The following is a 12,690-nucleotide window of genomic DNA, read 5'->3' on the forward strand; positions in this document are numbered from 1 at the left end:
GGCGGCGGCCTGTCCCCGTCCCGCAGAGCCGCCGGAGGTCGCCGTGAGCGAGCCCATCGTCATCACCCGCACGTTCGCCGCCCCGCGGGAGCGCGTCTTCGACGCGTGGACCACGCCGGCCGACTTCGCCGCCTGGTTCGGCACGGCGGAGGTCGACGTGCCGCTCGACACGCTGCGCTTGGATGTGCGCGTGGGCGGGGCCTGGAGCGCGGTGATGCGGCTGCCCGACGGCGCATCCATCGACTGGGCGGGCGAGTACGTCGAGCTCGACCGGCCCACGCGGCTGGCGATGACGATGACCGACCGGCCGGACGCGCCCGCCGGCCCGCCGCTCACGGTCGACCTCGAGGAGGTCGCGGGCGGCGCCACGCGCATGACCATGACGCAGACCGCGGGCGACTTCACGCCCGAGCAGCGCGAGATGACGATCCAGGGCTGGACCGCCTTCCTCGACGTGATGGAGGGGCTGGTCGCGCCGGTCGCCTAGCGCCCGCGGTCGGCTAGCGCTGGCGGCGCGGCCGCCGCACCATGCCGACCGCGGTGATCCCCGCGGCCCCGAGCGCGAAGGCGAGCACCGCGAGGAACGGCAGCTCGTCGGCCGTCATGCCGGTCGCGGCGAGCGTCTCGCCGTGCGCGGTGCGGGCGTCGGCGGCGGCGATCCCGGCCGCGGATCCGGGCACCGTCGAGCCGGGCTGCGCGGCGCCGGAGCCGGCGCCAGCGTTGGCGCCGGAGCCCGCGCCCGTGCCGGGGTCCGCCGCGGCGCCCGTGAGGCAGCGGCGCACCTCGGCGACGTCGTAGAAGAGGGATCCGGCGGCGACGGGCGAGCAGCCCGCGCGGAACGGGATCGCCCGCTCGTCGTAGAGCATCCGCACGACGGCGCGGCCGTCGGCGGCGCGATACACGTCCCACTGCACGTTCGCGGCCATGGGCGTCACGGTCTCGCCGCGCCAGGCGTTGGTCGCGTAGTCGTAGGGGGCCTCGGGCGTGACCTGCTGCGTCGATCCCGGCAGGCCGAGGAGCGCGGCGAACGGGATGATCGTCTCCGCGTGCGCGAACCGGAACGTCGCGGCGGTGGGGGATCCGGCGAGCCGCGCGTCCATCGAGTCGAGGAAGTCGTCGAGGAGCGGCGTCGCCATCCGGTACGTGATGTCGCTGCCCTGGAACGCCGGGCCCTTGGAGTAGAAGTCCTCCGCGTCGAGCAGGTACGCGAACCACTCGGCGTCGGCGCTCGTGACGTACCGGTCGAAGTCGACGGAGACCTCGTCGGCCATGTCGGGCGCGATGATGTAGAGGTTGTAGAGCATCATCGCGGCATCGACCTCGTCGTCGACGGCGGTCTTCCCGTCGCCGCCGTCCACGAAGCGGTAGCTGCCCGCGGCGAGGCGGTCGACGAACGCGGGCGTGTAGATCCGCTCGAGCGTGCGGCGCGCGACCTCGTGGCTGCGCGGCTGGTCGGTGATGGCGTCGACCGCGGCGGTCACCGTCGGGCCGTCCTCGTACGCCTGGTAGTCGGCGTTCGCGGCGGACTTGTGGAAGTACAGCGTGTCCGGGTCCTTCGCGATGTCCTTCGGCAGGTGCGAGGCGAGGAGCGGATCCGCCGACGTCAGGCCCGTCGCGAACGCCTTCCCCGAGGCGGTGGCGCGCGCCTCGCCCGAGCTCTCGAGCGCGATGGTGTCGGATCCGGCGTCGACCCCGGCGAACAGCGACGGGAGCCGCTGGACGACCCGGCTGCCGATGCCGCGGTGCTGGTCGGCGCCCTGGCCGGTGAGGTTCCCGTAGCCGAGCTTCCGGTTCGCGGCCGTGAGCTTCTGGACCTCCGGGCCGAGCGTCCGCCCGAGCGTCGTGAGGGCGCCCTCGGAGCGCGCCTGCTCCCACACCTGCGTGGTGAGCGAGTCGTACTTGAAGCTCGACAGCGCGCGCGAGCCGTGGCGCGCGACCGACTCCGTGTACACCGGCACGAAGCCGGCGGGCGCGGGCGCGAGGTCGGCGGGCGTCCCCTGCGGCGCGTACGGGGTCTTGCTGCTGTAGTGCGGGCGGTCGCCGGATGCGGCGGTCCCGGTCCCGGTCCCTGTCCCGGTGCCGGTGCCCGCGCCGGTGGCGGCGAGGGCCGGCAGCGCGGATCCGCCGACGGCGAGCCCCAGCGCGAGGACGAGGGAGGCGGGCAGGCGGAGGGAGCGGAGGCGCATGGGTTCCTGGCGGAGCGGGCGCGGCGCGACGGGCGCCGGCAGGGGAGCGGTCGCGGTCGCGACGCGCCCGACGCTATGCGCCGACGGTGACGCGCCGGGGGCCCGCCGGTGTCCCGCCGCTGAACGGCCGGGGCGCCCGCGCGCGTCGGCGGCGTCCGCGCGCGCCCGTAGGGTGGAGGGGACGCGTGGCGAGGGGAGCCGGATGATCGGGGTGCTGACCGGGTTCGCCATCATCGGCTTCATCATCGCCGTGGGCTACGCCGTCGGCCGCTCGGGCCTCGCGGGGCCGGGCGCGCAGCACTCCCTCAACCGGGTCGCGTTCTTCGTCGCGACGCCCGCCCTCCTGTTCACGGTCCTCGCGAAGGCCGACCTGCACGTCGTGTTCTCGGCGTTCCTGCTCGCGTCGGCGTCCGCGGTGGCCGTCGCGGCGATCCTCTACCTCGTGGTGGCGCGGATCCTGTTCCGGCGGCCGGTCGCGGAGACGACCATCGGCGCGGCCTCGGCGAGCTACGTGAACGCGAACAACATCGGACTGCCGGTCGCGATCTACGTGCTCGGCGACGCGCAGCTCGTCGCGCCCGTGCTGCTCCTCCAGCTGCTGGTGCTCGCGCCGACGACGCTCACCATCCTCGACATCTCGAGCCGCGGATCCGCGTCGGTGGTCGGCATCCTCACGCAGCCGCTGCGGAACCCGATGATCATCGCGTCGCTGCTCGGCATCCTCATCGCCGTGACCGGGCTGCAGGTGCCCGACGCGGTCTACGAGCCGTTCCGGCTGATCGGCGGCGCCGCGATCCCCATCGTGCTGATGGCGTTCGGCATGTCGCTCGTCGGGCGGAAGCCGCTCGCGCCGGGGTCCGGGCGCGGCGAGATCGTGGTGGCGTCGGCGATCAAGACGGTCGTGATGCCGCTCGCCGCGTTCCTGCTGGCGCGCTTCGCGTTCCACCTGGACGCCGACCAGACCTTCGCCGCGACCGTGATCGCGGGCCTGCCGACCGCGCAGAACATCTTCAACTTCGCGTCGCGCTACGAGCGCGGCGTGGTGCTCGCGCGCGACACGGTGCTCATCACGACCGTCACGTCGATCCCGGTGCTGCTGGTGATCGCGGCGCTGCTCGCACCCGGGACCTAGCCGCGTCGGTCGCGGCGGCGGCGGACCTAGCGGCGGCGGGTCGCGGCGGCGCGCTGGGCAGCGCGCTTCTGCGAGCGCTTGGCCATCTGCGCCTTGCCCTTGGCGATGGCGGCCTTGCCCTGGCGGCTCCGCAGGAAGCGGCGGATGACGGGGACGGCGACGAACAGGAAGCGGATCAGCGGCATGGTGCTCCTCGGGGGATCTGCGGGATCCGGTCGGACCCCGCCCCTCGACCCTGCCAGGGCCGGGCCCGCGCGACCGGCCCGGCGGGGGATGCGGCGGGGAACGGCCAGGTGCGCGGCGGCCCGGAGGGATCAGTCGCGCCGGCGCGCCCCGTCGCGCACCCAGGCGACCTCGTCGCGCAGCAGCTCGGCGCCCGGGCCGGCGGGGACGTAGCCGAGCGCGAGGGACGCGCGCGTGTCGAGCACGATCGGATGCGGCGCGTCCCACGGGTGCGCCCCGCCCGCGACGCCCGGCTCGAGCGGCACGATGCGGCCACCCCAGCCGAGCTCGTCGGCGACCACCCGCACGATCTCGGCGGCCGTGAGCGGATCCGGGTCGGCGGAGTGGAGGATCCGCGCGCCCGGCACGTCGGCGACCCGGGCGATGAGCGCGGCCGTGTTCGCGGCGGCTGTGAGGTGGTCGACGGAGGCGCCGCGGTCGGCGAGCTCGACGGTCTCCGCGCCCGCCAGCATCCGCTCGACGATGCCGCGCGTGCGAGCGTTCCGCGCCCACCGGCCGTGCACCTTGGAGGGGCGGATGACCGTGACGGGCAGCCCGCTGTCGAGCGCCGCGCGCTCCACGGCGACCTTCGACGGCGCGTAGCCCTCGCGGCTGAAGGGGTCGGTGCCGGGCGCGGCGGGCGCGAGGGTCGGCGTCGACTCGGGGATGGGGACGGGGAAGCGCGGCGGCTCGTCGCCGTTCACGTGCCGGCCGGCGGCGTCGACGAGCACGGCGCGCGAGGACGCGACGACGACGGATCCGCTCGCCCGCATCGACGGCAGCAGCGCCTCGACGTCGGCGGCCGTGAACGCGACGAGGTCGACGAGCAGGTCGACCCCGTCGCCGACGAGCCGCTCGATGCCGCGGGCGTCCGCGCGGTCGATGGCGTGGAAGCGGACGCCGAGCGCGGTCAGCTCGGCGGGCATGCCCAGCGGATCCCGGCCGGTCACGTCGACCGCCCACCCGTCGCGGGCGAGCCGCTCGGCCGTGGCGCCGCCGATCGCGCCGGTGCCGCCGAGCAGGAGCGCGCGCCGCGCGGAGGGGGAGGAGGACATGGTCGTCGAGCCTAGGGGCGGCTCGGGCGGTCGGCGCGGCTCGGGCGGCGGATATGGTGGCGCGATGACCCGCCTGCCGCCCCGCCGCGCGGAGCAGCACGGGTGACCGCCGCCGACCGCGCCGACCTGCCCCTCTTCCCGGCGCCGGACGGCGCCGCGTACGTCGACCGGCGCGGGCTCACGGCCGACACGCCCCGGCGCTGGCGACGTGCGCACGATCCCGTCGTCGTCCGGCGCCGGTCCCGTGCCCGATCGGCGGCGATCGGGGGAGGCGCGGTGCTCCTGTCGCTGCTCGGCGGAGCCGCCGGCCTCGCGGTGACCTCGGCCGTCTGGGGCCCCGTGGGCGACGGCGCGAACCTGGTCGGCGGTGCCGGGCTCGGCGTCCTCGTCGTGTCCTGGATCCTCGTCGCCGCGCTCCTCCTGCACCGCCCGCGCGTCGAGCCGCCCGAGGTCGTGCGCGTCCCCGACGACGTGCTCGCCGCGGCGCCGGTCGGCGCCGACAGCGCGCGCCTGTGGTCGTGGTCGGTGGCGTCCGCCGCGGAGGCGGCCCTGCGCCCGCACCTGCGCCACCGGCTCCAGGTGGAGCGGCCGGGCGAGGAGACGGCGGCACGGGCCGCGTGGGAGGAGTACCGGCGCGCGCACCGGGATCACGCGGCCGCCTGCGAGGAGATGGGATCCACGCCGCGCGCGCCCGTCGTGCCGCTCGACACGCGGATCTGACCCGGCGCGTCCACCGTCCCGGCAGGATGTCCGCATGGACCGCCCCGACTCCGGCCGCCCCGATTCCGGCCGCCCCGACTCCGCCCGCCTCGTCGTCCCCGCCGCCGAGGCGCTCGCGCGCACCCTCGGCGCGGACGCGCACCACACGGTCGCGGCCGCAGCGCTCGACGGCGCGGGCCGGATCCACACGGGCGCGAACGTCCTCCACTTCACCGGCGGTCCGTGCGCGGAGCTCGTCGCCCTGGGCGCGGCGGCGGCAGCCGGCGCCGGCGCCCTCGTCGCCATGGCGGCCGTGGGCGACGGCGGGCGCGGCGTGCTCGCGCCGTGCGGCCGCTGCCGGCAGGTGATGCTCGACCTGCACCCGGGGATCCTCGTGGTGATGCCCGGCACGGCCGGACCCACGCCGGTGCCGGTGGCCGAGCTGCTGCCGGGTGCGTACGTGCGACCGGCCTGATCCCGCCAGGGGACCGGCGCGTGGAGCGGGGGACGTGCGGCCGCGGCGGCGGCGAGTGGTGGAGAGCTCCGGAAATCGAACCAGACGAGGCGCCCCGATAGGCGCGCTCCCCGAACTGGACACAATCTAGCGCATCCGCCGCCGCGTGCATTTCCGCGGATCGGGAGCGGATGACGCCGCCGAGCCGATCAGCCCCCGGCGGTCCGCACCCGGACCGTCTCGCCGTCGCCCTCCAGCTCGAAGGTCAGCGTCGTGCCGAGGGGGAAGGCGTCGCGCAGCTCCTGCGGCAGGTCGGCCGTGACGACGAGGGCCGTGCGGGCGGGGACGGCACCCGTGGCGCAGCCCGGCAGGCCGCCGACCGAGCCGTCCTGCTCGGCGGGGCCGGCGAGCAGGCAGGTCGCGTCGACGCCCGTGACCGCGTCGGGGACCGGCACGCGCGCGACCGAGATCCCGTGGAAGGCGGCGAACAGGGAGCCTGGGGCGATCGAGCCGGTGTCGACCGAGAGGTAGGTCGCGTTGTCGGGGGTGGGCGGCGGCTCGAGCGCGAGGACGGCGACCGTGCCGCGCCCGTCGCCCAGCCACCAGGCGGTGGCGCCGGCGCCCACGACCGCGGCGACGACGAGGGACGCGGCCCACGCGGCGACCCGGCCGGGGCGGATGCGGCGGCCGGGCCGGTCGCGGCGGGTGGGCGTCCGGGCGTCCTCGGCGCGGGAGTCGTCCGGAGCGTCGGCGAAGGCGTCGGCCGTCCCCGCACCCCGCCCCTCCAGCTCCCGGAGCCGGGCGAGGGCGGCGGCGTCGCCCGGATCCGCGTCCGGTCCGAAGACCCGGCGGCGCAGCTGCGCGATCTCCGCGCGCCGGTCGTCGTCGTCCATCCCCGCATCGTGTCACGGGGCGTCCGGATCCGCTCAGCAGGCGGCGAACGCGTATCCGTCCTCCGTCGCGGGCACCAGGTCGCGGTCGCGCACGATGGCGCGAGGCGCGGGGTCCAGCGCCAGGATCCGCGCGCACGCGCCCTCGACCGTGTCGCGGAGGTCGTCGGTGTACTCGACGTCGAGCACGTGAGGCCCGTAGACCGCGGTGTAGTCCGCGCACTCCTTCCAGCGGTCGCACTCCTCGGCGATGGCGAAGTCGAAGCCCGCCTCGTCGCGTCCGCGGGCGCCGATGTCGGTGGTGTTCTTCTGCGCGACGGCGAGGCCCCGGCCGTGCGCGTGATCCACGAGCAGGGTCGCGAGGGCCAGCGCGTCGTCCTCGTCGAGCGCGCCGGCGGAGCGGTACCACGAGTCGAGGTTGTCGAACTCGACCGCCTGGAAGCCGGCGGCGGCGCAGCGATCGACCGTCGTCGCCTGGCGTGCCGCGATGGCCGTGCGCTTCGCGGCGGTCGAGGTGTCGAGGATGAACTCGTCGTCCCAGTTCGGATCGATGAGCGGCCCGTCGTCGCCCTGCACCAGCAGGTCGTCGGGCCAGGTCTCGCCCGGCTGGGTCTGGAACCCGTTGACGTAGCAGACGCCGTACGCGCCCGCGGCCGGCTCATCCGTGCTGTCGCGCACGACGATGCCCGCCCCGGCAGGGACCGCGGAGGCGCCGCCGAGCTGGTAGTCGAAGCCCGTGCCGACGGGCGGGAGGGTGATGTCCGCGCTCCTCTCCGCCGCGAGCACGCCCGTCGTCGCGGCGGAGCCCGCGTCGCCGGCCGGCGCGGAGGCCGGACGCGGATCCGCGGCGGCGCAGCCGGAGAGCACGACGAGGGCGGCGGTCACGAGGGCGGTGGAGAGGAGGGGGCGCATGATCCGACCCTAGGCGGGTCGGTCCGCCGCGCCCACCACGCGGAAGCGCTCCATCACGACCTCGGCGTCGTCGTCGAGGCGGAACCCGGCCGGCAGCTCGGCCAGGACCTCGGCGGACGTCCAGAACCCCTCGTGCCCGGCGCGCCACTCGGCGACCGTGGCGAAGCCCTCGCCCTCGTCCACCGCGTGCGCGAGCGGCACGTCGGCCAGCCGGCGGATCTCCACGGCCGTCGTCTCGATGACGAGCACCGGCCGCCCGGCGGAGTCGATCACGGTGCCGCGGGATCCGACGACCGGCAGCTCCTCGCCGTCGACCGCGTACTGGATCAGCAGCGAGCTCGTCGAGGTCTTCTCGCCCGTGGCGATCGCCGCCACGAGCTGGTCGCGCAGCGGCCCCGGGAACGCGAACTCGACGATCGGGAGGTCGGGCTCGGGCGTCGTCGTCATGGACCGATCGTAGGAGCGCGCGCCGTCAACCCCCTCCGCCGCCCCGGACGCCGCGCGCCCGCCGGGCCAGGCTGGAGGGGACCCCACGACCCCCGAAGGAAGGCGCATCCCATGAGCGAGATCCGCAACGGCGGCAACCAGTACGAGATCCAGGACCCGATCGCGCAGTACCCGTCCCCGCCGTTCCCCCAGCAGGAGCAGACGGGCCCCGGCGACGAGCTGAAGTTCGAGCCGACGCCCGACCACGGCCAGGACAGCTACGTCGGCTTCGGCCGCCTGAAGGGCCGTAAGGTCCTCATCACGGGCGCCGACTCCGGAATCGGCAAGGCCGTCGCCATCGCGTTCGCCCGCGAGGGCGCGGACATCGCGCTCAACTTCCTCGACGAGGAGCTCGAGGACGCGCGCGACACCGCGTCCACCATCGAGGCCGACGGGCGCACCGCCGCGCTCGTGCCCGGCGACATCTCGGACGAGACCGCGTGCCAGGACATCGTGCAGGCGTCCGTCGCGGCGCTCGGCGGCCTGGACTGCCTCGTGATGGTGGCCGGCTACCAGCGCAACGAGGACGACATCCTCGACCTCGACTCCGAGCAGCTCGACCGCACGATGAAGACCAACGTCTACTCGCTGTTCTGGCTGAGCAAGGCCGTGATCCCGCACCTGCCCAAGGGCGGCAGCATCATCACGACGAGCTCCTCGCAGGCGTACCAGCCGAGCCCCGACAAGATCGACTACGCCGTCTCCAAGGGCGCGATCCGGAACTTCACGCAGGGGCTCGCCCAGCAGCTCGCGCCGAAGGGGATCCGCGTCAACTCGGTCGCGCCCGGCCCGTTCTGGACCGTGCTGCAGCCCGTCGGCCAGTCGGCGTCGGACGTGGAGGAGTTCGGATCCCAGTCGGTCTACGGCCGCCCCGGCCAGCCGGCGGAGATCGCGGCGACGTACGTGTTCCTCGCCAGCCAGGAGTCGAGCTTCACGAGCGGCGAGACCATCGCGGTGACGGGCGGCACGCCCGTCCACTAGGGCGGATCCGCGGGCGCGGGCGCGGGGCGCGCGCAGCGGGGCGGGTCAGAACAGGCGCGCCCCGTCGCGCGTCGCGTCCCCGCGCGTCGCCCCGCGCGGAGCCGGCTCGCCGGGTGCGCCCGCGAGCGGCCGCTCCGTGCGGAGGATCGCGGGTCCGACCGTGAGGATCCCGTCGCCGAGCGGCTCGCAGCGCACCCCGCCGCGGCCGCGCAGCGCCCGGAAGGCGCCCGGCGCGAGCATCACGTCCATCCACGCGCACGGGTTCGCCGGCCGGTTCCCCTGGAACTCCACGGGGCCGTCGCCCGAGTCGAGGCTGAAGCGCATCCCGCGGAGCGCGTCGACGGGCGCGCCGCGCAGCAGCACGTTGCGCCGCGTCTCGACCGGATCGAGCCCCGCGTCGACCCCGAGCTCCTCCGCCACGCGCTCCACCGCCTCCACGGACATGACCGTGACCGCGGCTGTGCGGTGCGCGCGCTGGCCGAAGTAGCGGTCGCCTACGATTCCGAGGCCGGCCCGGATCCGCACGCTGCGGCGCGACGGGGGCTCTCCCGGCTCGTCCCGCGGACCGTCCGCCGGCCGCCCCTCGAGCCGGTGCACGGGGGACGCCACGAGGTGCGCGATCTCCACGCGGTGCTCGTACGGCAGGTCGGTCATCCGTCGACCCTACGGGCACCCCTTATCACGGGGTACAGGTGTCCGGGGCAGATCTTCCACCGACGGTTAGGATCGACGAGCGGCACGGGGATGACCGCAACCGGGGGGTCACGTGAGCGAGCATGCCCCCTCCGCCGTACGACGCGGGTCGACCGCACGGGGCGATCGCGCCGCCCTGGTCCCCGCCGCCCTCCGCAGCATGACGCTCTCGAAGCCGCTGCACGCGCAGCTGCCCTTCATCCTGAGCCTCGCGGTCGTCGGGATCGTCGCGGGCGTGGGCGACCTCGCCTCGGTGTCCGACCCCGGGTTCGTGGTGGGGGCCGTGATCGCCGCGATCGTCACGATGGCCGCCGCCGTCGTGCCGTGGGACCGCATCGACAGCGACTGGATCGCGCTCCTGCCGATGCTCGACTTCGCCGCGCTCGCCCTCTGCAACGACGCGATCCGCGCCCAGGTCCCCTCGACGTCGTTCCTCCTCGTCTTCCCCGTCGTCTGGCTCGCCTACGCCTTCGCCCTGCACGTGCTCTGGCTCGGCGCCATCGGTACGGCCGCGGTGCTCGTGCTGCCGTTCATCCGCTCCGGGACCCCGCCGTCGGACACCACCGAGTGGTCGCACCTCGTCGTGCTGCCCGTCGTGATGCTGCTGGTCGCGGTCGCCGTGAACCTCCTCGCGCAGCAGCTGTTCCGGCAGCACGCGCGGCTCGAGGAGATGCAGCGCGCGCTGAGCTCCACGTTCGACGACCTGCAGGAGCGCAACACGATCATCGACGGCGTGCTCGACGCCATCGACGACACGGTCGTGGTGCTCGACCCGGCCGGGCGGATCATGCTGCGGAACCGGGCGGCGGTGGAGCTGATGGCGCTCGCGGACCCCGTCGATCCCGACGACCCGAGCACCGGCGGCCTCGTCTACGAGGAGGACCGCACCACCGTCGTGCCGCCCGAGCGGCGGATGATCGCGCGGGCCCGCGCGGGCGAGGCGGTGGCGCGGCAGGTCTACTGGATCGGCGACGGCGCCGCGCAGAAGGCCGTGCTCGCGTCCGCGGCGCCGCTCGTCGACGCGGACGGGCGCTCCCTCGGCACGGTCCTCGTGAGCACCGACGTCACGGCGCTCGCGCTCGCCGTCACGGAGCGCGAGGAGTTCGTGGCGAGCGTCTCGCACGAGCTGAAGACGCCGCTGACCTCGATCCTCGGCTACGTCGAGCTCATCGCCGACGACCTCGTCGAGGACGACCTCGACGACCGGATCACGGCGGCCCGCCTCGCCATCGTGGAGCGCAACGCGCAGCGCCTCCTCGGCCTCATCGGCGACCTCCTCACGGCGGCCCAGCACCGGCTCGCGGTGAACCGCAACCTCGTCGACGTCGGCGAGATCGTGGAGAACGCGCTCGACGTGATCCGGCCGCACGCGCGCTCCAGCGGCGTCGAGCTGGTGGAGCCCGAGTACGAGGAGCTCGTCGCCGAGGTGGACGCCGTGCGCATCGGCCAGGTGCTCGACAACCTCCTCAGCAACGCCGTGAAGTACACGCCGGAGGGCGGCACGGTCACGACCGAGGTCAGCGTGGAGGGCGACCAGCTGCACCTCTGCGTGCGCGACGACGGCGTCGGCATGTCGGAGGACGACACGGCGCAGCTCTTCACGCGCTTCTTCCGCACCAGCTCGGCGCGCGCCAGCACGGTCGCGGGCGTCGGGCTCGGCCTCAGCATCACGCGCTCCATCGTCGACGCGCACGACGGGCGGATCGAGGTGGAGAGCGCCGTGGGCGTCGGCACCACCATGCGCGTGCGGATCCCGCTCCGCGTCCGGCCGGCGGCCCCGCGCGCCTGAGCGGCCCGGCGGGCCGGCGTCCCGGCGTCCCTGAGCGGCCCGGCGGGCAGGCGTCCCGGTTTCCGCGCGTCCCCGCGTCCCGGCGCGGCCGGCCCCTGCCATGCGCGGGCCGACTTGAGCGGATCTTGTCCACAACTTGAGTCCAACCGGCATGCGGCGCTGTCAGGCTCCATCCACGGCGGGCCTGCGGCTCGTCCGACACGAGCGATCGAAGGACCGGATGACCTGCCACGACCACCCCGCGAGCGGCACCCGAGCCGCGCGCACCGGGTGCCGTACCGGGTCCGCGGATGCGTCGACGGTACCCGCCGTCGGCCTGGCCGGTCCCTCCGCTCCGCTCGTCGGCGGCCGGGCGTGAACGCCCATGCCGCTCGTGCCCCGCAGCTCCCCCCGCTCCTCGACGTCCGCGTCCTGGAGCAGCTGCTGGCCGAGCTGTCGGACGCGCCCGGCCCCGCCCGACTGTCCGTCGTCCCCGCGACGGACACCCCCGCTCCGTCTCCCGGCGTTCCCGCACCAGGAGACGTGACCCCGCAGCGCGGCCACCCCGAGCCGCGTCGCGGGACCCCGTCGTCCGGATCCCCCCATCCGGACGACCGCCTCGCGTCCCGTGGTGCCCCCGCACCGGGACGCGGGCAGGCGCCGGCCGGGACCCCCCGCCCGGTCGGCGCCCCCTCCGCTCGCGCCCTGCAGGCGGCCGAGCCGCACGTCCTCCCGGATGCGCAGCACGCCTGCATCGCCTTCCTGCGCTTCTACGTCGACCTCTGGCCGAGCCGCTGGGAGCGCCTCGCAGCGGCCGTGACGGCGGGCGACCGCGACGCGGCCCTCGACGCGTGCCTCAGCGTCAAGTCGTCGGCCGCGATGGTCGGCGCGCTCCGCCTCAGCGCGGCGGCCGCCCAGCTCGAGTCGGCCATCCGCGGCGGGCACGGCGAGGCGGCGCGGTTCCTCCTGGCCGGCATCGGCGAGACGGGGGAGCGGAGCATGGACGCGATGCGATCCTGGATCCGCGCCGAGGCCGGCGCCGCGCCCGACTAGGCCGCCCCACGAGACCCGTGCGCACGGCCGACCCGACGGTCGACGCGCACGCCCGACCGGCTCCCGCGACAGGCCGGATCGGATGACGGGACCGGGATCCCACCCGAGGGGACCCCGATCCACGGCGCAGCCGCCGCGGAGCCCACCGGCTCCGCGGCG

Annotated in this window: 14 protein-coding genes; 7 read left to right on the plus strand and 7 right to left on the minus strand. The window is 75.5% G+C overall.

The window, feature by feature from the left end:
- Positions 1-43 precede the first annotated feature (43 nt).
- Positions 44-487, plus strand: coding sequence for an SRPBCC family protein (locus FGG90_RS13375; RefSeq protein ID WP_094126520.1), 444 nt, complete (start codon positions 44-46; stop codon positions 485-487).
- A gap of 13 nt (positions 488-500) precedes the next feature.
- Here the strand turns inward: FGG90_RS13375 and FGG90_RS13380 are convergent, their stop codons facing one another.
- A complete protein-coding gene (locus tag FGG90_RS13380) occupies positions 501-2,186 on the minus strand; it encodes a histidine-type phosphatase (protein WP_094126519.1) in 1,686 nt (561 codons plus the stop codon).
- Positions 2,187-2,388: 202 nt separating this feature from the next.
- On the opposite strand from FGG90_RS13380, the gene FGG90_RS13385 reads away from it, so the two are divergent.
- Complete coding sequence (locus tag FGG90_RS13385) at positions 2,389-3,318, plus strand: AEC family transporter (RefSeq protein ID WP_094126518.1); 930 nt, start codon at positions 2,389-2,391, stop codon at positions 3,316-3,318.
- Between the two features lie 26 nt (positions 3,319-3,344).
- On the opposite strand, the gene FGG90_RS13390 is transcribed toward FGG90_RS13385, so the two are convergent.
- Positions 3,345-3,503, minus strand: coding sequence for a hypothetical protein (locus FGG90_RS13390; protein ID WP_165771355.1), 159 nt, complete (start codon positions 3,501-3,503; stop codon positions 3,345-3,347).
- A gap of 129 nt (positions 3,504-3,632) precedes the next feature.
- The gene (locus FGG90_RS13395; RefSeq protein WP_094126517.1) at positions 3,633-4,595 is read right to left on the minus strand and encodes an NAD-dependent epimerase/dehydratase family protein; all 963 of its coding nucleotides are present in this window, start codon (positions 4,593-4,595) and stop codon (positions 3,633-3,635) included.
- A gap of 102 nt (positions 4,596-4,697) precedes the next feature.
- Here FGG90_RS13395 and FGG90_RS13400 point away from each other — a divergent pair, with 102 nt between their 5' ends.
- A complete protein-coding gene (locus FGG90_RS13400) occupies positions 4,698-5,315 on the plus strand; it encodes a hypothetical protein (protein ID WP_094126516.1) in 618 nt (205 codons plus the stop codon).
- 34 nt (positions 5,316-5,349) lie between these two features.
- Positions 5,350-5,769 (plus strand): cytidine deaminase, encoded by a 420-nt coding sequence (locus FGG90_RS13405; protein WP_094126515.1) that lies wholly within the window; start codon positions 5,350-5,352, stop codon positions 5,767-5,769.
- A gap of 188 nt (positions 5,770-5,957) precedes the next feature.
- Here FGG90_RS13405 and FGG90_RS13410 read toward each other — a convergent pair whose 3' ends face one another.
- The 3 genes from FGG90_RS13410 to FGG90_RS13420 are packed head-to-tail and all read right to left on the minus strand — an operon-like array spanning position 5,958 to position 7,997.
- Positions 5,958-6,641 carry a hypothetical protein gene (locus FGG90_RS13410; protein WP_094126514.1) on the minus strand — a complete coding sequence of 228 codons (684 nt, stop codon included), beginning with the start codon at positions 6,639-6,641 and terminating at the stop codon, positions 5,958-5,960.
- Positions 6,642-6,674: 33 nt separating this feature from the next.
- The gene (locus FGG90_RS13415; RefSeq protein ID WP_094126513.1) at positions 6,675-7,550 is read right to left on the minus strand and encodes an endo alpha-1,4 polygalactosaminidase; all 876 of its coding nucleotides are present in this window, start codon (positions 7,548-7,550) and stop codon (positions 6,675-6,677) included.
- 9 nt (positions 7,551-7,559) lie between these two features.
- The gene (locus FGG90_RS13420; protein ID WP_094126512.1) at positions 7,560-7,997 is read right to left on the minus strand and encodes an ASCH domain-containing protein; all 438 of its coding nucleotides are present in this window, start codon (positions 7,995-7,997) and stop codon (positions 7,560-7,562) included.
- 111 nt (positions 7,998-8,108) lie between these two features.
- Between FGG90_RS13420 and FGG90_RS13425 the strand changes: the two genes are divergently transcribed.
- Positions 8,109-9,017, plus strand: coding sequence for an SDR family oxidoreductase (locus FGG90_RS13425; protein ID WP_094126511.1), 909 nt, complete (start codon positions 8,109-8,111; stop codon positions 9,015-9,017).
- Between the two features lie 45 nt (positions 9,018-9,062).
- On the opposite strand, the gene FGG90_RS13430 is transcribed toward FGG90_RS13425, so the two are convergent.
- Positions 9,063-9,671, minus strand: coding sequence for an MOSC domain-containing protein (locus FGG90_RS13430; RefSeq protein ID WP_094126510.1), 609 nt, complete (start codon positions 9,669-9,671; stop codon positions 9,063-9,065).
- 199 nt (positions 9,672-9,870) lie between these two features.
- Here FGG90_RS13430 and FGG90_RS13435 point away from each other — a divergent pair, with 199 nt between their 5' ends.
- Together FGG90_RS13435 and FGG90_RS13440 are read left to right on the plus strand one after the other, a co-directional pair.
- Positions 9,871-11,499, plus strand: coding sequence for a sensor histidine kinase (locus tag FGG90_RS13435; protein WP_237583413.1), 1,629 nt, complete (start codon positions 9,871-9,873; stop codon positions 11,497-11,499).
- A gap of 522 nt (positions 11,500-12,021) precedes the next feature.
- The gene (locus tag FGG90_RS13440; RefSeq protein WP_237583415.1) at positions 12,022-12,531 is read left to right on the plus strand and encodes an Hpt domain-containing protein; all 510 of its coding nucleotides are present in this window, start codon (positions 12,022-12,024) and stop codon (positions 12,529-12,531) included.
- Positions 12,532-12,690 lie beyond the last annotated feature (159 nt).

It is taken from the genome of Clavibacter michiganensis subsp. tessellarius (assembly GCF_021922985.1).
In the GTDB taxonomy this organism is placed as follows: Bacteria; Actinomycetota; Actinomycetes; order Actinomycetales; family Microbacteriaceae; genus Clavibacter; species Clavibacter tessellarius.

Bases quoted from the DNA above. Each gene is read 5' to 3' on its own strand.
- FGG90_RS13380 (WP_094126519.1), bottom strand. From the start codon at position 2,186: ATGCGCCTCCGCTCCCTCCGCCTGCCCGCCTCCCTCGTCCTCGCGCTG.
- FGG90_RS13385 (WP_094126518.1), top strand. From the start codon at position 2,389: ATGATCGGGGTGCTGACCGGGTTCGCCATCATCGGCTTCATCATCGCC.
- FGG90_RS13390 (WP_165771355.1), bottom strand. From the start codon at position 3,503: ATGCCGCTGATCCGCTTCCTGTTCGTCGCCGTCCCCGTCATCCGCCGC.
- FGG90_RS13395 (WP_094126517.1), bottom strand. From the start codon at position 4,595: ATGTCCTCCTCCCCCTCCGCGCGGCGCGCGCTCCTGCTCGGCGGCACC.
- FGG90_RS13405 (WP_094126515.1), top strand. From the start codon at position 5,350: ATGGACCGCCCCGACTCCGGCCGCCCCGATTCCGGCCGCCCCGACTCC.
- FGG90_RS13410 (WP_094126514.1), bottom strand. From the start codon at position 6,641: ATGGACGACGACGACCGGCGCGCGGAGATCGCGCAGCTGCGCCGCCGG.
- FGG90_RS13415 (WP_094126513.1), bottom strand. From the start codon at position 7,550: ATGCGCCCCCTCCTCTCCACCGCCCTCGTGACCGCCGCCCTCGTCGTG.
- FGG90_RS13420 (WP_094126512.1), bottom strand. From the start codon at position 7,997: ATGACGACGACGCCCGAGCCCGACCTCCCGATCGTCGAGTTCGCGTTC.
- FGG90_RS13425 (WP_094126511.1), top strand. From the start codon at position 8,109: ATGAGCGAGATCCGCAACGGCGGCAACCAGTACGAGATCCAGGACCCG.
- FGG90_RS13430 (WP_094126510.1), bottom strand. From the start codon at position 9,671: ATGACCGACCTGCCGTACGAGCACCGCGTGGAGATCGCGCACCTCGTG.
- FGG90_RS13435 (WP_237583413.1), top strand. From the start codon at position 9,871: ATGACGCTCTCGAAGCCGCTGCACGCGCAGCTGCCCTTCATCCTGAGC.